Source organism: Streptomonospora nanhaiensis (assembly GCF_026642255.1).
Classification (GTDB): domain Bacteria; phylum Actinomycetota; class Actinomycetes; order Streptosporangiales; family Streptosporangiaceae; genus Nocardiopsis; species Nocardiopsis tropica.
Map to the genome: position 1 here is coordinate 6,146,990 of NZ_CP113264.1, position 20,141 is coordinate 6,167,130.

The 20,141-nt window shown below is 73.1% G+C and carries 11 protein-coding genes and 1 pseudogene; 3 read left to right on the plus strand and 9 right to left on the minus strand.

Annotated elements, in window-relative coordinates; genetic code table 11:
- Nucleotides 1-11 precede the first annotated feature (11 nt).
- From OUQ99_RS26485 to gatB, 9 genes and pseudogenes are all read right to left on the minus strand, one after another.
- The gene (locus OUQ99_RS26485) at nt 12-1,616 is read right to left on the minus strand and encodes a glycosyltransferase (RefSeq protein ID WP_267946492.1); all 1,605 of its coding nucleotides are present in this window, start codon (nt 1,614-1,616) and stop codon (nt 12-14) included.
- The gene (locus OUQ99_RS26490; RefSeq protein WP_267946493.1) at nt 1,613-3,598 is read right to left on the minus strand and encodes a glycosyltransferase family A protein; all 1,986 of its coding nucleotides are present in this window, start codon (nt 3,596-3,598) and stop codon (nt 1,613-1,615) included. The genes OUQ99_RS26485 and OUQ99_RS26490 overlap by 4 nt, the downstream gene beginning before the upstream one ends.
- The gene (locus OUQ99_RS26495; RefSeq protein ID WP_267946494.1) at nt 3,595-4,536 is read right to left on the minus strand and encodes a class I SAM-dependent methyltransferase; all 942 of its coding nucleotides are present in this window, start codon (nt 4,534-4,536) and stop codon (nt 3,595-3,597) included. The genes OUQ99_RS26490 and OUQ99_RS26495 overlap by 4 nt, the downstream gene beginning before the upstream one ends.
- 422 nt (nt 4,537-4,958) lie before the next feature.
- Nucleotides 4,959-6,548, minus strand: a complete 1,590-nt coding sequence (gene serA / locus OUQ99_RS26500; RefSeq protein WP_267946495.1) for a phosphoglycerate dehydrogenase — start codon at nt 6,546-6,548, stop codon at nt 4,959-4,961.
- Between the two features lie 164 nt (nt 6,549-6,712).
- Nucleotides 6,713-7,708 (minus strand): ketol-acid reductoisomerase, encoded by a 996-nt coding sequence (ilvC, locus tag OUQ99_RS26505; RefSeq protein WP_267946496.1) that lies wholly within the window; start codon nt 7,706-7,708, stop codon nt 6,713-6,715.
- Nucleotides 7,709-7,823: 115 nt separating this feature from the next.
- The gene (ilvN, locus tag OUQ99_RS26510; protein WP_267946497.1) at nt 7,824-8,348 is read right to left on the minus strand and encodes an acetolactate synthase small subunit; all 525 of its coding nucleotides are present in this window, start codon (nt 8,346-8,348) and stop codon (nt 7,824-7,826) included.
- Nucleotides 8,349-8,368: 20 nt separating this feature from the next.
- Nucleotides 8,369-10,150 (minus strand): annotated as a pseudogene (locus tag OUQ99_RS26515) (acetolactate synthase large subunit); the annotation flags it as partial.
- Between the two features lie 368 nt (nt 10,151-10,518).
- Nucleotides 10,519-13,224, minus strand: coding sequence for a putative bifunctional diguanylate cyclase/phosphodiesterase (locus OUQ99_RS26520; protein WP_267946498.1), 2,706 nt, complete (start codon nt 13,222-13,224; stop codon nt 10,519-10,521).
- Between the two features lie 439 nt (nt 13,225-13,663).
- The gene (gatB, locus tag OUQ99_RS26525) at nt 13,664-15,160 is read right to left on the minus strand and encodes an Asp-tRNA(Asn)/Glu-tRNA(Gln) amidotransferase subunit GatB (protein WP_267946499.1); all 1,497 of its coding nucleotides are present in this window, start codon (nt 15,158-15,160) and stop codon (nt 13,664-13,666) included.
- A gap of 318 nt (nt 15,161-15,478) precedes the next feature.
- On the opposite strand from gatB, the gene OUQ99_RS26530 reads away from it, so the two are divergent.
- The 3 genes from OUQ99_RS26530 (at nt 15,479) to OUQ99_RS26540 (ending at nt 20,095) form a co-directional block, all read left to right on the plus strand.
- Nucleotides 15,479-16,654 (plus strand): Cys-Gln thioester bond-forming surface protein, encoded by a 1,176-nt coding sequence (locus tag OUQ99_RS26530; protein ID WP_267946500.1) that lies wholly within the window; start codon nt 15,479-15,481, stop codon nt 16,652-16,654.
- Nucleotides 16,655-17,064: 410 nt separating this feature from the next.
- Nucleotides 17,065-18,276 (plus strand): thioester domain-containing protein, encoded by a 1,212-nt coding sequence (locus OUQ99_RS26535; RefSeq protein ID WP_267946501.1) that lies wholly within the window; start codon nt 17,065-17,067, stop codon nt 18,274-18,276.
- Between the two features lie 604 nt (nt 18,277-18,880).
- The gene (locus OUQ99_RS26540) at nt 18,881-20,095 is read left to right on the plus strand and encodes a thioester domain-containing protein (RefSeq protein WP_267946502.1); all 1,215 of its coding nucleotides are present in this window, start codon (nt 18,881-18,883) and stop codon (nt 20,093-20,095) included.
- Nucleotides 20,096-20,141 lie beyond the last annotated feature (46 nt).

Below are 20,141 nucleotides of genomic sequence, written 5' to 3' on the forward strand. Positions count from 1 at the left end.
GCCGATCCCCCTCATCCGATGACCCGGCGCACGAACCTGCCGCCGCGGGTGCCCGTCAGCCAGCGGTACCTGCGCTCCAGGCGTCCGGCCCTCGCCTCCTGCTCCGCGGCCTCCCGCTCGGCGAGCGCCAGCGCGCTCCGCCAGTCCTCCGGGGGGTCGGGCGGCCGGTCCTCCTCCGTGAGCAGCTGGGACTCGCCGTCGATCCAGTGCACGGCGCTGACCTCTCCGACCAGGGCCTCGACCTCCTCCGGCCGGTCCGCCAGCCGACGGGCCCGGGCGAACGCCGCGGTGCGCTCCAGGCGGGGTCCGCCGCGGTCGCTCCCCGGGACCACGGCGCGGAGCAGCCCGGCGCGGGCCCTGTCCGCCTCCTCCACCATGCGGCGGACGGCGTGCCGGGCGAGCGGCAGGCCCGGGGGGAGGAGGAGCCGGAACGGGACGTCCGGGTCCTCCCGCGGCGCCTCCTCGGCGAACACCACCCGCGACTCGCACCGGAAGGCCTCCCGCAGCGCCGCCGTGTCGGGGCCCGGACCGTCCGGGACGGCGCGCCCCCCGGAGCGCGCACGCCGCCACGGCCCCACCAGCGTGATCCGCACATCCGCCGCGTCACCCCCCAGCAGGCGCTCCACCGTGTCCGACACCGCCCCGAACCGGGCCCCCGCCACCTCCACCACCACGTCCACGCAGGGCACCTGCCACTGCCGGACGCCCGCGCCCCGGCGCACGCCGAGCCGGGGGACGCGGTTGCCGACGAAGGGGACCCTGTACCGGACGCCCTCCGCCTTGCGGAGCTCCATCTCCGGGAGGCCCAGGTGCCAGCTGCTGCTGTCGAGTTCCGGGACGAACACCGCGCCGCGCTGCGCCAGCCGGTACGCCAGGTGCGTGTCCTCTCCCAGGAGCAGTTCGGGGTCGGTCCCCCCGCACTCGGCCAGCAGCTCCCGGCGCACCGAGCCGGTGCCCCCGATGAAGTAGGAGAACGCCTCGTATCCGGCGGTGCGCAGGTCCTCCTTGCGGTCGTAGGCCCTGCGCAGCCACGCCAGTTCCTCGCCCGGCCCCTCGACCAGGGCCTCCGGCTCCCCGCGGCCGACGGCGTCGGCCACCTCCGCCGGGCTCGGCAGTCCCGTCCCGTGGCCGACGCACCGCAGGTGGCCGGTGACCACGAGGTGGTCGGCGAGGTGGTGCCAGCGCATCTGCGCCTCGACGTGGTCCCGGAAGGCGATCATGTCGGCGTCGAGGAACAGGACCACGTCCGCGTCCGTGGCGGCCGCGCCGGTGTTCACCGCGTGCCCCCTGCCCCAGCCCCCGGGCCGGGCCGGCACGATCCGCGTGTTCGCGGGCCGGACCTCCGGCAGCCTGAGCGGCGGGTCGCTGCCGTCGTCCACGACCACGACCTCCGTGAGCCGTGCCGGATAGGTCTGCGCGGCCAGCGACGCCAGCGTCAGATCGAGCTTCTCCTGCCCGCCGAACGCCCGAACGACCACGCCGACCCCCAGCTCGGGCTCCCACGCGCCCAGCCCGGGCGGCTCCAGCACCGAGTAGTCGTTGTGGCGGATCAGCGGCCGCGGTCCGCGCTCCCCCCGCCCGCGGCGGTCGAGGGCGCCCTCCCGGACGAGCGTCATCCCCTGCTCCCCTCCCTCACGGTCGGCTCTCCACGGAGCTCCCGCGGCGCCGCCCCCGCGGGGGCGTCCGCGGCCTCGGACTCCAGGAGCGCGCTGGGCCGCCATCCGCGGCGCCGCTCCGCGCCGTTGCGGAGGAAGTGGCCCGCGCCGACGTCCCAGGTGTGTCCCGAAGCCCTGCGGCGCAGGACGTAGTTGAGGCCGTGGCCGCGGTAGACGCGGCCGCCGAGGAGTTCGATCCCGGCGAAGAGGCCCGTGTCCTCGGCCGTGCCCACCGGCGGGAAACCGCCGACCTCCTCCACCGCCGTGCGGTCCATGAGGAGGGTTCCCCCTGCGGCCCGCCGCCACAGGCACTCCGTCGGGGCGCTCCGCCGCACCGTCAGGTCGAGGGTCTCGAGGTAGACGAACTCCGCGGCGCTGCCCACGACGTCGGCGCCGGAGTAGCGACGCGCCAGCACCAGGTCGGCGAGGTGGTCCGGCCCGTACCAGTCGTCGTCGTCCATCTTGGCGACCGCCGAGCCGCTCGCCCGGGCGATCCCCTCGTTCAGCACCGATCCGAGGACCGCGTCCGGGTCGGGCCGGAAGACCTGCAGGGCGCGGCCGGTCCTCCGGAAGGCGGCCGTCGCCTCCCGGACCCCCGGGGCGTCCTCGCCGAACCCGTGCAGCCCGAGGACCAGTTCCACCTCCACACCGCGCTGGCGGGCCACCTGGCGCAGCGCGAACCCGAGCATCTCCGGCCGCCGGGTGCACAGCACCACCGACACCGCCGGGTCGGGCGGTCCCCCGACGCCGGCCGCCGCCCCCAGGTCCCTCCACCGCGCGCGCACGCCGTGGGTTCCCAGGGCCGCCCGGCGCAACCGGACGCTGTGCTCCTCCCGCACCAGTCCGTCCGCGAGCTCGTCCGCTCCGACCGAGGCGACCAGCGCGCACAGGTCGGCTCCGAGGCACCGGGCCCACGGCGGCACCGGGCCGCCGACGAGCGGGACCCCCGCCGCGGCCAGCCCCGCCACCGCCCGCACCGCCGCCAGCGGACCGCTGTGCCGCCCCCACTCCACGTCCACGGCGCGCAGGTCCCGCAACCGGGCGACGTCCACGTCGGTCACGGTGCCGTCCTCGGGCACCCGCCACCGCACCGATCCTCCCGAGACCAGGACCCAGCGCCCGCCCCGGGAGACCAGGCGTCCCACCTTCGGGCCCGCCCGGCCGACGAACCCGGTCGGGTTCACCGTCCGCTCGTCGACGGGCGGCACGTCCTCCACCCGGAAACGGCCGTGGACCGTGCCGCCCGGCCGCCCCGCGGCCGCCCACGAGGACTCCTCCACGCTCAGCCGGCGGACACCGCCTCCCCTCGCGCCCTCGGGGACGACGGGGCCGCCGGGCTCCGCGGGCCCCACCCGCAGCACCACGTCCGCCTTGCGGGGATCGGCCACCCGGGCGCCGCCGGGGCACCACAGACCCGCGTCCGCGCCCAGCACCGACACCGCCGGGACCGGTGCGGCCCCCGGCCGGCCGCCGACGACCCCCCGTGCCAGGGCACCCGCCACCCTGTGCACGTACACGGGGTCCTCGAAGCACGCCTCGCACGACCAGCCTCCGCCGGCCAGGCGCCGCACACGCAGCTCCAGAAGCTCCGACCACTCCCCCGGCGCCGGCGCCACCGGGACCGGAGGCCCCTGGTGGGAGGGGACCTCCAGGAGGACCACCACCACGAACGGCGCGGGCGGCAGGACCCCGAGGGGGACCAGCGCCCTCCTCAGGTCGGTCGCCGTCGCGGCGACGACGGCGACCACGCCCGCGTGCGGATCCGCCGGTCCGCCTCCGGCCCCGGGCTCCCCGACGACGACCCGGTCCAGGTCGACCGCCCTGTCCCCGGCGCCGAGGGCGAGCTCCCCGACCGCTTCCGCGGCCGCGGCGCCGGTGTGGCAGACCAGGGTGGGGAGGGAGCCGCGGAGCCGCAGGGCGTCCGCGAGCTCTCCCCCGGTCACGAGGCGGCCCGGGCCCGCACCGCGTCCGCGGAGGCCCCTGCCCCGAGGACGGCGTCGGAGCGCTCGGCCGACGCCCTCCCGCGTCCCGGGCCCCGGGCCCCGTGGTCCTCCCCGGGGATGACCAGCGCGCCCGGGGCGCAGCGGTCGAAGAGGTCCGGGACCGCGTCGACCTCCGTCGCCCCCGTCACGCGGGTGAGGTGCAGGAGGTCGATGCCGTGCAGTCCGTCCAGGTCCGAGGCGCCGCGCACCTCGACGACCCCGGAGAGCCCGTGCGCCGCGACCATGGCCCGGACCAGGCCCGCGCACCGGGGGTCGCTCTCCAGCGCCACCAACCTCCCAGCCCGGAACCGGCGGAGCGCCAGGCCCAGCCAGAGCGTGGACGCGCCGCTGCCGACCTCCACCACCAGGTGCGGACGCCGGTCCCGCACCGCCCTGACGACCCGCTCCACCGTCTCGGGGGAGACCCCGTCCTCCCCGGGCGCCGGCATGGGCGCGTCAGGACCCAGGAGCGCCTCCAGCTCGCGGACGGCCCTCCCCTCCGCCGGGGTTCCCGGCTCCCGCACGGAGGGGACCGCACGCTCCCCGCCCCCTCCCGCGGACGCGTCGCACAGCGCGTGCACCGATTCCTCCATCCGGGCGAGGCGGCCGGTCAGGTCGTCGGCGCGGGCGAAGAGCTCGCTCCGGTTCTCCCCCGCGATCTCGGCGATCTCGCGCGCGTGCCGGTCGAACCGCAGCCGGAGCGACCGCAGCTGCGCGGTGTTGCGCCGCACGAGGACCGCGAGGAGCCCGACCGCGCCGAAGGCCCCGGACAGGGCGGTGAGGTGGAGCGCGGACCGGATGTCGACCACCCCGTACACGAGCATCACCAGGAGCGTTCCCGCCCAGGCCGCCACGGCCGCCCCCAGCGCCACCGCGAACCGTCGACGTGGAAAATGCAATTCAATCCCCCCGGCATCGAGTCGAAACTATGGAGGCGGAATCCAGGACAGCGACCCCGCCGACACCCGAACCCGTTCGAGAAGGACTCCACAAGCGCGGATCCGGACGGACACGAGCACCATGACCAGCGATATCCTTGCACAGGAAAAGAAATAACCTTCACATAACACGAGGCCGGATCCCCCTTCGCCCCTTCTCCGTGCACCCATCAGGCACACCTGGGACATTTCCCAAGGAAATTCAGAAAAGGTGACATCCGTGGCCAGGAACGGCTTTTCGCCCCCGTTGTCGCGGGGCGCCGCACCGGCCTTCCGCGCGTAGGGCGCCGCGCACGGAAAAGGGCCGCTCCCACCGATCGGTGGGAGCGGCCCTCCAGGCTGTGCCGTGGTCGCGGCGCGGCCCCGCGGTTCTGCCGCGGGCCCTAGTCCTCCAGGTCGATCTGGCGGCTGATGTCCGCGTCGATCTCGCCCGAGATCGACGACAGGATCTCCTCGGGCACGGCGGAGTCGACGGTGAGCGCGATCAGCGCCTTGCCGCCCTCCTGGTCCCGGATGACCTGCATCCCCGCGATGTTGACGTCCGCGTCGCCCAGCAGGGCGCCGACCTTGCCGACGACGCCGGGGCGGTCCTCGTAGGCCAGGAACACCATGTGCTCGGCCAGGCCGATCTCCATGGTGTAGTTGTTGATCTCGACCAGCTTCTCGATCTGGCGCGGGCCGGTCAGGGTCCCGGACACCGACACCCGGGTGCCGTCGGCGAGGACGCCGCGCACCGAGATCAGGTTGCGCCAGTCGCTGCTGTCGTCGCTGGTGACGAGGTTGACCTCGACACCGCGCTCCTTCGCGAGCAGGGGGGCGTTGACGAACGTCACCGTGTCCTCGACCACGTCGGCGAACACGCCCTTGAGGGCGGCCAGCTCCAGGACCTTCACGTCGTGGGCGGCGATCTCGCCGCGCACCTCGACGTCGATGCGGCTGGCGATGGTGCCCGCGAGGGAGGTGAAGACCCGGCCGAGCTTCTCGGTGAGGGGCAGGCCCGGCTTGATCTCCTCAGCCACTCCGGTGCCCTGCACGTTCACGGCGTCCGGCACGAACTCGCCCGACAGCGCCAGCTTGACGGAGCGCGCGACCTGCGTGCCGGCCTTCTCCTGCGCCTCCTCGGTGCTCGCGCCCAGGTGGGGGGCGACCACGACGTTCTCGAACTCGAAGAGCGGGCTGTCCGTGCAGGGCTCCTTGGCGAACACGTCGATGCCCGCACCGGCGACACGGCCGTCCTTCAGGGCCCGGTACAGCGCGTCCTCGTCCAGGATGCCGCCGCGCGCGGCGTTGATGACGCGCACCGTCGGCTTGACCTTGCTCAGCGCCTCGTCACCGATGAGGCCCAGGGTGTCCTTGTTCTTGGGCAGGTGGATGGTGATGAAGTCGGAGCGCTCCAGCAGCTCGTCCAGCGTGGTCATCTCCACACCGATCTGCGCCGCGCGGGCGGGCTGCACGAACGGGTCGTACGCGATGACCTTGGTCCCGAAGGCCGACAGGCGCTGCGCCACGAGGGCGCCGATCCGGCCGAGGCCGACGACGCCGACGGTCTTCTCGTACAGCTCGACGCCGGTGTACTTGGACCGCTTCCACTCGCCGTTGATGAGGGCGTTGTGGGCCGGGGCGGTGTTGCGGGCGCTGGCCAGCAGCAGGTTGATGGCCTGCTCCGCGGCGCTGATGATGTTGGAGGTCGGGGCGTTGACCACCAGGACGCCCGCCTTGGTGGCGGCGTCCACGTCCACGTTGTCCAGGCCGACGCCCGCGCGGGCGACCACCTGGAGCCGGGAGGCCGCGGCCAGGGCCTCGGCGTCCACCTTGGTCGCGCTGCGCACGATCAGGGCGTCGACGTCGGCGAGGGCGGGCAGGAGCTCGGACCGGTCGGCGCCGTTGACGTGGCGCACCTCGAAGTCCTCTTCGAGCAGCGCGATTCCGGCGGGCGAGAGTTCTTCCGCTACGAGTACGACGGGTTTGGGCACAACGGTTCCTTTTCGGGTGGTGCGACCCGATCGCGCAGGTGGTTGGCACTGCCCGGATCGGGTGGGACGGCCGATCAAAAGTCTACTGCCCGGGTAGGGAAGCCCGACGGGGGCAGGTGGTGTAGTCCACCTGCCCCCGGTTCACGGGGTCCTCGCCCGGTCCCCTAGGCCTTGAGCCAGCTCATCAGCGGACGCAGTTCGGCGCCCACCTTCTCGATCTTCTCGTTCTGCTCGGCCTCGCGGCGCTTCTTGAAGGTCGGCTGGCCGGCGTCGAACTCGTCCATGAGCTCCTTGGCGTAGGAGCCGTCCTGGATCTCGCCGAGGATCTTGCGCATCTCCTCGCGGGTCTGCTCGGTGATGACGCGCGGGCCGCGGGTGTAGCCGCCGTACTCCGCGTTGTCGGACACCGACCAGTTCATCTTGGAGATGCCGCCCTCGTACATGAGGTCGACGATCAGCTTGAGCTCGTGCAGGCACTCGAAGTAGGCGATCTCCGGCTGGTAGCCCGCCTCGACCAGGGTGGCGAAACCGGCCTTGACCAGCTCCTCGGTACCGCCGCACAGCACGGCCTGCTCACCGAACAGGTCGGTCTCGGTCTCCTCGGTGAACGTCGTCCGGATCACGCCCGCCTTGGTGCCGCCGATGCCCTTGGCCCACGACAGGGCCAGGTCCCAGGCCTGTCCGCTGGCGTCCTTCTCGACCGCGACCAGGCAGGGCACGCCGCGCCCGGCCTCGAACTGGCGGCGGACCAGGTGGCCCGGGCCCTTGGGGGCGACCATGGCCACGTCCACGCCCGCGGGCGGCTTGATGAGGCCGTAGCGGATGCTGAAGCCGTGGCCGAAGAACAGGGCGTTGCCCTCCTCCAGGTTCGGCGCGATCTCCTCGGCGTACAGGTCCCGGTGGATGTGGTCGGGGACCAGGATCATGATGACGTCGGCCTCGCGGGTGGCCTCCGCGGGGGTGACGACGCGCAGGCCCTCCTCCTCGGCCTTGGCGCGGCTCTTGGAGCCCTCGGCGAGGCCGACCCGCACGTCCACGCCCGAGTCGCGCAGCGACAGCGCGTGCGCGTGCCCCTGACTGCCGTAGCCGATCACGGCGACCTTCTTGCTCTGGATGAGCGCGAGGTCCGCGGCGTCGTCGTAGTACATCTGTGCTGCCACTTGGGAATGCTCCTTGTTCTTGCGTACGTGTGGGGTCGGGGTGGGCGGTCGTCCGCGCCCGCCGGTCGGTCGGGAGGGCCCGCGGCTCCGGCGCCCTCCCGGGCGCCCGGCGGCCTCAGGCGCTGCGGTCGACGGTGCGGAGGGAACGGTCGGTGATCGACCGCGGCCCGCGGCCCAGGGCGACCAGCCCTGACTTGACGAGCTCCCTGATGCCGAACGGCTCCAGGTTCCTCACCAGGGCATCGAGTTTCTCCGGGTCGCCGACGGCCTCGATGACGACGACGTCCGGGCTGACGTCCACGATGTGCGCGCGGAACAGCTCGGCCGTCTGAAGCACATGGGTGCGGCTCGACGCGTCGGCCTTGACCTTGACGAGCAGGAGCTCGCGCCGGACCGACGCGGTGGTGTCCATCTCCACGATCTTGACGACGTTGACCAGCTTGTTGAGCTGTTTGGTCACCTGCTCCAAGGGGTGGAGGTCGCAGTTGACCACGATTGTCATCCGGGACAGTCCTGGGTACTCGGTGGTGCTGACACTGAGTGAGTCGATGTTGAAGCCGCGGCGGGAGAAGAGGGAGGAGGCGCGGGCGAGGATACCCGGGGTGTCCTCCACCAGAACGGAAAGCGTGTGACTGCTCATGGTGGTTCGGCCTTCTCCTCTTAGTCCTCGTGTTCCCAGTTCGGCGCCATGTCGCGCGCGTACTGGATGTTGTCGTTGCTGACGCCGGGGCCGACCATCGGCCAGACCATGGCGTCGTGATTGACCGTGAAGTCCACGACGACGGGTGCGTCGTCGATCGCCATGGCCTTCTCGATGGTGGCGTCGATGTCCTCGGCGCGCTCGCAGCGCAGGCCGACACAACCGTACGCCTCCGCGAGGCGGACGAAGTCGGGGATCCGGACCTTCTCGTCCCGGGGCGAGGTCTGGAGGTCGGTGTTGGAGTAGCGGCCCTCGTAGTAGAGGGTCTGCCACTGGCGGACCATGCCCAGGTTGCCGTTGTTGACCACCGCGACCTTGACGGGGATCCCCTCGATGGCGCAGGTGGCCAGTTCCTGGTTGGTCATCTGGAAGCAGCCGTCGCCGTCCACGGACCAGACGACCCGGTCGGGGTCGCCGACCTTGGCGCCCAGGGCGGCGGGGACGGAGAAGCCCATGGTGCCGAGCCCGCCGGAGTTGACGAAGGACCCGGGGCGCTCGTAGTCGATGAACTGGGCGGCCCACATCTGGTGCTGGCCGACGCCCGCGACGTAGGTGGCCTCCGGGCCGGCGATCTGGCCCAGGCGCTGGATGACGGCCTGCGGGGAGAGGCTGCCGTCGTCGGAGGCCTCGTAACCCTTGGGGTAGGTGGTGCGCATGCGGTTGAGCTGCTGCCACCAGGCCTCGTAGTCGCCCTGCCGGCCCTTCTCCTGGTCGGCGCGGACGGCCACGACCATGTCCGCGAGGACCTCGCGGCAGTCGCCGACGATGGGCACGTCGGCGTGGCGGTTCTTGGAGATCTCGGCCGGGTCGATGTCGGCGTGGACGATCTTGGCGTCGGGGGCGAAGCTGTCGAGCCTGCCGGTGACGCGGTCGTCGAAGCGCGCGCCCAGAGCGACGATGAGGTCGGCCTTCTGGAGGGCCCCGACGGCGCTGACGTCGCCGTGCATCCCGGGCATGCCCACGAACTGCGGGTGGCTGTCGGGGAAGACGCCCCGGGCCATCAGCGTGGTGACGACGGGGGCGCCGGTGATCTCGGCGAGGACGCGCAGCTCGGCCGCGGCGCCGGCGCGCAGGACGCCGCCGCCGACGTACAGGACGGGGCGGCGGGCCTCGGCCATCATGCGGGCCGCCTCGCGGACCTGCTTGCCGTGGGGCTTGGTGACCGGCCGGTAGCCGGGGAGTTCGAGGCGTTCGGGCCAGACGAAGTCGGCGGAGGCCTGGAGCGCGTCCTTGGAGATGTCGACCAGGACCGGCCCGGGGCGTCCACTGGAGGCGATGTGGAAGGCCTCGGCGATGGTCCGGGGGATGTCGCGGGCGTTCTTGACCAGGAAGTTGTGCTTGGTGATCGGCATCGTGATGCCGCAGATGTCGGCTTCCTGGAAGGCGTCCGTGCCGATCATGGGGGCCGCGACCTGCCCGGTGATGGCGACCATCGGGACCGAGTCCATGTGGGCGTCGGCGAGGGGGGTCACCAGGTTGGTGGCGCCGGGCCCGCTGGTGGCCATGCACACCCCGGGCCGGCCGGTCGCGTAGGCGTAGCCCTCGGCGGCGTGCCCGGCCCCCTGCTCGTGGCGCATGAGGATGTGGCGCACCTCGGCCGAGTCGTAGAGCGGGTCGTAGGCCGGGAGGATGGCACCGCCGGGAATCCCGAAGACAGTGTCAACGCCGACCTGCTCCAGCGACCTGATCAGCGATTGGGCGCCGGTCATCTGCTCGGTCATCTCAAGATCCTTCAGCGAGGTTCCAGAGCGGTGCTGGGGCTCTGGCTTGGTGGGTCTGGTCCCTGCCTGGCAATAAAAAAACCCCCACCGCCCTGTGGCGGTTGAGGGGTGGCGCGCAGCAGAAGAAACTCAGTGGGCTGCGCGCCGACCAAGTACGAGGATCAGGGAGGTGTTCTGCACGTTGACCACATTGGCCGACGGAGGGGCCGCCCGTCAACAAGAACGACATAATGTCTCATTATGTGAGACTCATATGTCAGCATGCGACCGCGCCCCTCACTGAGAAGCCCTTCTGAACTGGACCAACCACCACAAGACCCCCACCGCGTGTAACACAGAACACGTGGCGGGGGTCGTGTGCGACCGGGGGTCGGGGGGCGCGTCCGGGGTCAGAGGTTGGCCCCGGCCTCCCCCCCGACGAGGGACTCGACGCCGCTCGCGGGCATCGGACGGGCCACCAGGAAGCCCTGGCCGTGGTCGCAGCCCATGGCCCTCAGCTGCTCCAGCTGCTCGGGGCGCTCGATGCCCTCCGCCACCACCTGCACCCCCAGGTCGCGGCCCAGCTGGATGATCGTGTGGGTGAGCAGGGTGACCGTGTCGTCGCGCCCGAGGTCGGCGATGAAGGACGGGTCGATCTTGATCGCGTCCACGCTGAGCCGCCGCAGGTGCGCCAGCGACGCGTAGCCCATGCCGTAGTCGTCGATGGCCAGCCGCACGCCCAGCTCCCGGAGCTCCGCCAGGCGCTGCACCGCCTCGCCGCCGTCGTCCAGCAGGACCTCCTCGTCCACCTCCAGGGTGAGCACGTCGGAGGACAGCCCCGTCTCGGCGAGGACGCCGGCCACCGTCTCCATGAAGCGGGGCGACAGGACCTGCTTCACGGACAGGTTGACCGACAGGCCGATGTCCCAGTCCGAGAGCCGCCACACCGCGACCTTCTCGCACGCCTCGCGGAGGATCCACTCCCCCAGCGGCACGATCAGCCCCGACTCCTCGGCGGCGCCGAGGAACGCGTCCGGACCGACCGCCTCCCCGTCGCGGTCCCAGCGCACCAGAGCCTCCACCGAGGTCACCTGGGAGGTGCCCAGGTCGACGACCGGCTGGTACTCCAGGAAGAAGTCGCCGTTGGCCAGCGCCTCGCGCAGGCGTATCTGCAGCTCCAGGCGGGAGACCACCATGTCGTGCATGTGGGCGGCGTAGACCTCCACGTGCCCCGCGCCGCGCTCCTTGGCCCTGGTCATGGCCACGTCGGCGTTGCGCAGCAGCTCGCCGCTGTCGGTGGTGGGCTCCGCGAAGGCCACCCCCGTGCTGGCGGTCAGCATGATGTCCCGGTCGGCCACCTGGAAGGGCTCGGAGGCGATCACGCGGCCCAGGCGCTCGGCCAGGTCGACCACCCGCTGGGCCCGGGGCACCCCCTCCACCAGGACCGCGAACTCGTCGCCGCCCCACCGGGCCAGGGTGGCGTTGGAGTCCACCTCGGCGCGCAGCCTGCGGGCCGCCTGGCCCAGCAGGTGGTCCCCGCGCACGTGGCCCGCCGAGTCGTTGACGGACGTGAACCCGTCCAGGTCCAGGAAGATCACCGCGATGTCCTCGGTGGGCTCCTCGCTGATCGCCCTGTGCGCCAGCACGTCGCTGGCCCGCTCCTCCAGGTACGCCCGGTTGGGAAGCCCGGTCACCCCGTCGTGGAACGTCAGGTGCTCCACCTCGTCCTGGAGGGCCACCTGCGCGCTGATGTCGCGGGTGGTCACCAGCAGGCGGTCGGGCTCCCCCGGCTGCTCGTACAGGGAGGCGGTCGACTCGGTGTGCCGCCAGGTCCCGTCGGCGGCCCGCACCCGCAGCCGCAGGTGCACGCCCTGCGAGCCGCGCTCGGTGAACAGGTCCGTGACGGCCTTCGTGCGCGCGAGGTCCTCGGGGTGGATCAGCGCGGTGACGGGCGCGGCGAGCACGTCGTCCAGGCGGTAGCCGAACGCCTCGGCCGTCCCCGGGCTGACGTAGAACACGCCCCCGTCCCGGTCGAGGATGAGGATGACGTCCCCGCTGTTGCGCGCCAGCTCGTGGAAGTGGCCCTCGCGGTTGCGGACCATGCGGGCGAGGGTCGCGTTCTCCTCCAGCATGCCCAGGACCCGCACCAGGAGCACGATCACGGCGGTCCCCGCCGCCAGCGGGAGCACCGGGGCCACCCCGGACAGCCGGACCCCGGCCACCGTGAGCACCACGGCGGCGACGGCCACCGCCCCCACCGCCGCCAGCTCGGGCGCGAACCGGTACAGGCCCCTCCCCGTGATCCGGCGGGGATCGGCGCCCGGCCGGTGCTCGATCAGCCACGGCAGGGCGCCCAGGAGGGCGAAGCCCAGGAACTTGATCGGGTGCTCGACGCCCCCGGCGATGGGGACCCCGGTCAGGCGGGTGAGCGCGCCGATCATGTCCGAACCGGCGATGACGATGAGCGCCCCGATGGCCAGCAGCACCGCGCGCCGCGTGCTGTGCGGCGACATGAACACCAGCGGGACGAGCAGGCACAGGACGACGATGTCGGCGACCGGGTAGACCAGGGCAAACCCCAGGAACCCGGCGCCCTCCCCGAGCTCCTCGTAGAGGGGGGAGAACAGCAGCAGCCACACCACGGAGAACACCGCGGCGGCGCACACGTAGCTGTCGGTGATGTGGCGCATCGCGGTGCGCAGTCCGCCCGGCCAGGGGGCGAACCGGGTGAACCCCACCACGAAGAGTGGCAGCGCGGCGAGCGCGAAAAGATCACCCAGAGTGAGCGAGAGCACCGAACTGGAACTGAAGAGCCGGGTCAGACCGTGAGTGACGCCACCCGCGCACCAGGCGAGCGCGGCGAACCCGAGGTGCCGCAGCGCGGCCGGGCCGTCGGCCCCGTCGACGTGCGCGTCGCGGTCGGCCCCGGTCGCCGCCCAGCGCCGCGAGGCCAGGAGCAGGGAGAGTCCGGCGACGCCCGCGGCCAGCGCCGTCGGCCACTCGGCGAACGCCGCGGTGACGGTGGTCGACCCCAGCGGGACGAACGCCGCCGCCACGTAGACCAGGAACAGCACGCCCAGGCCGAAGGTCCACAGACGGCGTGCCCGGGTTCCCATCACCGACCTCCCCGCGGGCGTGTCGCGACCGTCGCGGCACGCAGCCGCCGTCGCGCTCTCTCCTCGTACATGGAGCACCCACCTCGCGTCGTTCGAGTACCGGCGCGGCACAGCGCCAGGTACCGCGGTCTGCCGCCCGGGTTCTCGCGGGACCGGGACGAGCCCGGCGGCGGGGCGGCCGGAGCGACCGCGCACGCCCCCGTGCGTCGCAACCCTACGCAACCAAGGTCACACAGCGATTGAGGACCGGATGAGAGATGACGACAGAATGGTGACCCGGAGTCACCATGGCGCGCGGGCCTCGCGCCGCGCGCGCGACGCGCCGTGGGCCCCCCTCCCGGCCCGCCGCGCCCCGGCGGCGCCGGGACCCGCCGCACGGCGGGCGGACCGGCTCCGGGAGGGACCGGGCCGGTCGTCGCCCGACCGGCCCGGAAGGGGGTCATGCCCCGGCGAGCCTCTCCAGGATGAGCTCCCGGGCGCGTCCGGCGTCGGCCTGGCCCCGGGTCGCCTTCATGACGGCGCCCACCAGGGCGCCGGCCGCGGCGAGCTTGCCGCCGCGCACCTTGTCGGCGGCGTCCGGGTTGGCGGCGATGGCCTCGTCCACGGCGGCGCCCAGCGCGCCGTCGTCGCTGACGACCTGGAGGCCGCGCGCCTCGACGACCTCGTCGGGCCCGCCCTCACCGGCCAGCACGCCCTCCACGACCTGGCGGGCGAGCTTGTTGGTCAGCGTGCCCTCGGAGACCAGGGAGATGATCCGCGCGACCTGGGCGGGCGTGATGGGCAGGGCGCCCAGCTCGACCTCCTGCTCGGTGGCGCGGCGGGACAGCTCGTTGAGCCACAGCTTGCGCGCCTCGGCGGACGGGGCACCGGCGACCACGGTCGCCTCGACCAGCTCGATCGCACCGGCGTTGACCAGGTCCCGCAGCTCGGTGTCGCTGAGGTCCCACTCGGCCTTGACCCTGGCGCGCTGGGCGGCGGGCAGCTCCGGCAGCGTGGCGCGGAGCTCCTCGATCCACTCCTCGGTCGGGGCCACCGGGACGAGGTCGGGGTCCGGGAAGTACCGGTAGTCCTGCGCCTCCTCCTTGGAGCGGCCGGAGATGCTGCGGCCGGTGTTCTCCTGGAAGTGGCGGGTCTCCTGCACGACCCTGTGCCCGGCGTCGAGGACGCCCGCCTGGCGCTCGATCTCGGAGCGCACGGCGCGCTCGACGGAGCGCAGCGAGTTGACGTTCTTGGTCTCGCTCCGGGTGCCCCACTCGGCGGTGCCGACCGGCTGGATGGACACGTTGACGTCGCAGCGCATGGAGCCCTCCTCCATGCGCACGTCGGAGATGCCCAGGGAGCGGACCAGGTCGCGCAGCTCGGCGGCGTAGGCGCGCGCCACCAGGGGCGCGAGTTCGCCGGTGCCGGTGATGGGCCGGGTGACGATCTCCAGCAGCGGGATGCCCGCGCGGTTGTAGTCGACGATCGAGTAGGTGGCGCCGTGGATGCGGCCGGTCGCCCCGCCCACGTGGGAGGTCTTGCCGGTGTCCTCCTCCATGTGGACGCGCTCGATCTCCACGCGGAACTCGCGCGGGCCGTCGGGGGTGTCGACGGTGACGTCGAGGTGGCCGTCCACGCAGATCGGCTCGTCGTACTGCGAGATCTGGTAGTTCTTCGGCATGTCCGGATAGAAGTAGTTCTTCCGGGCGAACCGGCCCCAGGGCGCGATGGAGCAGTTCAGCGCCAGACCCAGGCGGATCGCGCCCTCGACGGCCTTCTCGTTGACCACCGGGAGGGAACCCGGGAACGCGAGGCAGACAGGGCAGACCTGGGTGTTCGGCTCCGCGCCGAAGCCGGTGGGGCAGGAGCAGAACATCTTGGAGGCGGTGCCCAACTCGATGTGGGTCTCCAGACCGAGGACGGGCTCGTACCTGGTCAGCGCCTGCTCGTAGGCCACCGGGGTGGGTTCGCCACCGCTCTTGGCAGGGCTAGGAGTTACCGCGTGGGCCATCGCCGCAAACCCGTTTCCGTAGAGGACATACCTTCCAGGTCAGCCTACCGAGCGCCCGGGGGTGGAGTGCCCGGCCCCGCGCCGCAGGCGCGCCCGGGGCGCCGTCCGCCCCCGCGGATGTCACGGCGAGTACACGATTGGGCCGCTGTCCAGGCGTCGACCGATCACCCAGGGTGCTTGAGCGACTAGTCTGTGTTCCCCAGGAAGATGATTTCGCCGGTCGGCCCCGAGGGCCCTCCGCCCTTCGCACGGGAGCGCAAGAGCATGTCCGGCATCCTGCGTCGGTGCGCCGCGCTGCTGGCCTCGGCCGCCCTGACAGGCGCTCTGGTCAGCGCACCCGCCGCCGACGCCGACGACTTCTCACGTGTGGACCGCGACCCCGTCGAGGGGGCGGCACTCGTCCTCGCCGACGGCCAGGAGGTCGACACGGCGCTCTTCAGCCTGCGCGTGGCCGACGAGGCCTCGGTCCGCGCCTACGCGGCCCGGGTGGAGGAGGAGGTCCGGCCGCGCACCGCCTACGTCGAGTCGGCGTGGTCGGACAACCCCGGGTGGACGGGGACGGGGTCCGACCCGTCCCCCGCGCCCGCCGACCGCGCGAACTGGATCGTCTCCCACTCCTACCCGGCGGTCGACCTCGGTCTCCTGGCGCAGGTGACCGGCCTGGTCCAGCTGGACGAGGCCGGGGCCATCGCGGCCACCCAGGCCGCCCTGTGGCACGTGCTGGAGGGGGCGGAGCCGGACCGCTCCGCGAACGACCTCGGGGTCGTCGCCCTCTACGAGTTCCTGGTGGCGGGCAGCGGGGCGGCGGCCGACCACACGACCGCGCGCTCACTGGAGCTCTCGCCCTCCCACGTGGAGGAGGTCGCGCCCGACGAACCCCTCGGCCCGCTCACGGTGCACAGTTCCGCGGCGGACCCCGTGCAGGTCTCGGTCCGCGGCGCTCCGGCGGCGTGGCTGGTGGACGGGGCCGGCGACCAGGTGACCCAGGCGGACGACGGCGCCGAGCTCTTCCTCGACGTGGACCCGTCGGTCCCGGCCGGGGTGGTGACCCTGCACCTGCTCGGCCAGGACGTGTCCCTGCCGGAGGGGCGTCTGTTCACCGGCCGGGACGGCGTGCGCACGCAGCCGCTGATCACCGCCGAGGAGGTCTCGGCGACGAGCTCGGCCTCCGCGACGTTCACCTGGCACCCGGAGCAGACGGCGGAGCCGAGCCCCGAGGAGACCCCGGAGCCCGCGCCCTCGCAGGAGCCCCCGGCCCTCGGCGAAGCCCCCGACGAGGCTCCCACCGGGGTCGAGACCCCCCCGGGAGCGGATGACCGAATCCCCGGGGAGGGCTTGGCGCGCACCGGCACCTGGCTGTCCGGGCTGCTCATCATCGCGGGCGCCCTGGTGGTATCCGGCCTGCTCATCCTGGTTCTGGGCCGCAAACGTCGCGGTTGATCCCACAACTCACGCCTGTCTCACGGTCCCCGATCCATAACTTCGGGTCATAATGCGGATTTGTCCGGGTCGGTTTTTTTCCTGCCCGTATCACGTCACATTTTCGTCGAACCGGGTTGGAAGTGGCCAAGCGGGTCGCTAGTATCGGCCGGGCGGTTGGCATTCCACGGCGAGCGCGGCCCGCTCCCGCGTCACAGCGAGCCCCACCGGACGATCGCGCCCACCCCACACGGCGCCGCGTCCCCGACCCCGACGTGGTGACCCCGGAAACGGGCGAGCGAACACGGCGAATCCAGAACCTCCCCTGAACGCGTCGTGCGCCGTTGTCCACCGCAACCGTCCCACCGGCCCGTTCGGCCTCTTGGACGGGCACTCCATCCGGTTACCCCTAGAAGACACCGGGACACAACTTGACTAACTCCTCATTCCCCCGCACCGTCGGGCGCGCGGGCCTGGCGGCCACCGCCTCGGCGTTCCTGGCCCTCGGCCTCGCGGCCCCCGCCTCCGCCGAGCCCGTGGAGACCTACGAAGGTTCCGTCCGCGGCCAGTACATCGGCAACGCCGAGAACGGCACCCGGGTCAACATGGACGGCGGCGGTGCGCGCACCAGCCTGTTCAACCTGGAGCTGGAGGACGGCACCCTCCTCACCACGTACTGCATCGACTACCACACCAACATCGTCGGCGATGCCTGGTACCGCGAGGACAAGTGGGAGAACTACCCCGGTCAGGGTGACTTCGCCGAGCCCGGCAAGGTCCACTGGATCCTCCAGTACGGCTACCCCGCGCTGAGCGCGGCGGAGCTGGGCGCCGAGGCCGAGTTCGAGGGCCTCAGCGACGCCGACGCCCTGGGCGGCACCCAGGCCGCCATCTGGCACTTCAGCAACGGCATGACCCTCGACGGCGACAACAGCGAGGGCGTCACAGCCGTCTACGAGTACCTGGTCGGCGCGGCCGAGGACCTGCCGCAGACCGTCGAGCCCGACGCCGCCCTGAGCATCACCCCGGGCACCGCCTCCGGCACCGCGGGCGGGACCGTCGGCGAGTTCACCATCGAGACCAACGCCTCCGCCATCCCGGTCGACCTTCAGGCGCCCGAGGGCGTGACCCTGGTCGACATCGAGACCGGCGAGGCCGTCGACACGGTCGACAACGGCGACACGGTCGGCTTCTCCGTCCCCGAGGGCACCGCCCCGGGCGAGGCCTCCTTCTCCCTGGAGGCCACCGCGACCGTCGCGACCGGCCGCCTGTTCAAGGGCGAGTCGGACGAGCCCACCCAGACCCTGATCACCGCCCAGGGCGGCCAGACCACGGTCACCGCCTCCGCGTCGGCCACCTGGGAGGAGGGCGGCGAGACCACGCCCCCCACCGACGAGCCCAGCGAGCCGACCGAGGAGCCCAGCGAGCCGGAGTCCCCGGCCCCGACGCCGAGCCCCAGCGAGACGCCCAGCGAGACGCCTTCGGCCCCCGCTGACGACAGCAACGAGCCGACCCTGCCGGTCACCGGTGGCGCGCTCGCCGGCCTGGTCGCCGCGGGCATCGCCGCGCTCGGCGCCGGCGGTGGAGCGATCTACCTGAGCCGCAAGCGCAAGGCCGCCAACGCCGCGGACCTGGAGGGCTAGTCCCCTTCGGCCGCCTCCGGGCGGTGGCGTCCGAGGGCCCGTCCCCGTGGGAGACCACGCGGGCGGGCCCTTCGCGTGTGCGGGGTGGGAAGGCGGGGGGACGGTCCGGGGCGGGACGCCGGGCGCGGGTGGGGCGGTGTGGGTCCGGCGGGGGGCGGGCGGGACGGGGCCGCGCGGGCGGTGCGGGAGCGGGGCAGGGTGGGGGCGGGCAGCGCTAAGCGGGCGGGCCCCGGGAACCCCCCTGTTTCCACGCTATGGCCGAGCTCACGCTCCCGCCAGATCTGTTTCCCGGGTGTGGACAACCGGAGAGGGCGCTCCGACGTCTTCATTGTCGGACCCCTGCGGCCACACCTGTCCCGGCGTGCGGATGCCGCCGCGCCAGGTCGGCGCCGCCGGGACCGCACCACGAACACCGGTCTGACACACACCTCTTCTGCCGGGCCCCGGGAGCTCCGGGCGCCCCACGGCCCCGGCCCTGCCGGCCCTCCGTCCCGGGTCAGGGTCCTCCCTCCGCTCCCACGAGTCCGGACGTTCCGGCCGACAGCACCGCCGCGCACCCCGCCGCTTCCCCGGGCCGCCCGGCAGAACCACGACAGGACATGATGTGACGCACTTCCCCCGCGCCGCCGGCCGCACGGCCCTGGCCGCCTCCGCCGCCGCGTTCCTCGCCTTCGGCCTGGCCGCCCCGGCCGCCGCCGACCCCGCCGAGACCTACGAGGGCTCCGTCCGCGCCCAGTACGTCGACAACGCCCAGACGGGCGAGACCATCACCGTGAACGGTAGGAGCGTCGGCACGAACCTCTTCAATCTCGAGCTCGAGAACGGCACGGTGCTCACCACGTACTGCATCGACCTCGAGACGGACATCCGCGGAGGCGCCTGGTACAAGGAGGACGCCTGGGCGAACTACCCGGGTGAGGGCGACTTCGCCGAGCCCGGCAAGGTGCACTGGCTCCTCCAGAACTCCTACCCCGCCGTGAGCGCCGCCGCCCTGGCCGAGGCCGCGGAGGCGAACTCCCGCACCACCGAGGCCCAGGCCCTCGCCGCGACCCAGGCCGCGATCTGGCACTTCACCAACGGCGCCGAGCTCACCCGCGCCCACGGCAACACGACCGCGATCTACCGCCACCTCCTCGAGGCGGCGGAGGACCTCCCCCAGGAGCCGGGCCCCGCCCTGAGCGTCACCCCCGAGACCGCCTCCGGCACCGCGGGCGAGACCGTCGGCGAGTTCACCATCGCCACGAACGCCACCGGCGTCCCCGTGACCCTGGCCGCGCCGGACGGTGTCGAGCTGGTCGACCTGGCGACCGGTGAGTCCGTCGACACGGTCGACGACGGCGACACGGTCGGCTTCTCCGTCCCCGCCGGCGCCGACGCCGGCGAGGCCTCCTTCTCCCTGGAGGCCACCGCCCGCGTCGAGACCGGCCGCCTGTTCAAGGGCGAGGAGGCGGACCAGCCCACCCAGACCCTGATCACCGCCGAGGGCGACGAGACCACCGTGTCCGCCTCCGCCTCCGCCAGCTGGGAGGGCGGCGGTGAGACCGCGCCTCCCACCGAGGAGCCGTCGGAGGGGCCCACCGAGCAGCCGTCCGGGGAGCCCACCCCGCCGGAGTCCCCGGCCCCGAGCCCCAGCGTCGAGCCCAGCGACACGCCCTCGGCCCCCGTCGACGACAGTGACCGGCCGAGCCTGCCGGTCACCGGCGGGGCCCTGGCCGGACTGGTCGCGGCGGGCATCGCCGCGCTCGGCGCCGGCGGTGGAGCGGTCTACCTGAGCCGCAAGCGCAAGGCGGCGGCCGGCTCCGAGGACCTGGACGCCTAGTCCTCCTCCGGCCGCCTCCGGGCGGCCGTGGCCGAGGGCCCGCCCC

Bases quoted from the DNA above. Each gene is read 5' to 3' on its own strand.
- OUQ99_RS26520 (WP_267946498.1), bottom strand. From the start codon at position 13,224: ATGGGAACCCGGGCACGCCGTCTGTGGACCTTCGGCCTGGGCGTGCTG.
- ilvN (WP_267946497.1), bottom strand. From the start codon at position 8,348: ATGAGCAGTCACACGCTTTCCGTTCTGGTGGAGGACACCCCGGGTATC.
- OUQ99_RS26485 (WP_267946492.1), bottom strand. From the start codon at position 1,616: ATGACGCTCGTCCGGGAGGGCGCCCTCGACCGCCGCGGGCGGGGGGAG.
- OUQ99_RS26530 (WP_267946500.1), top strand. From the start codon at position 15,479: ATGTCCGGCATCCTGCGTCGGTGCGCCGCGCTGCTGGCCTCGGCCGCC.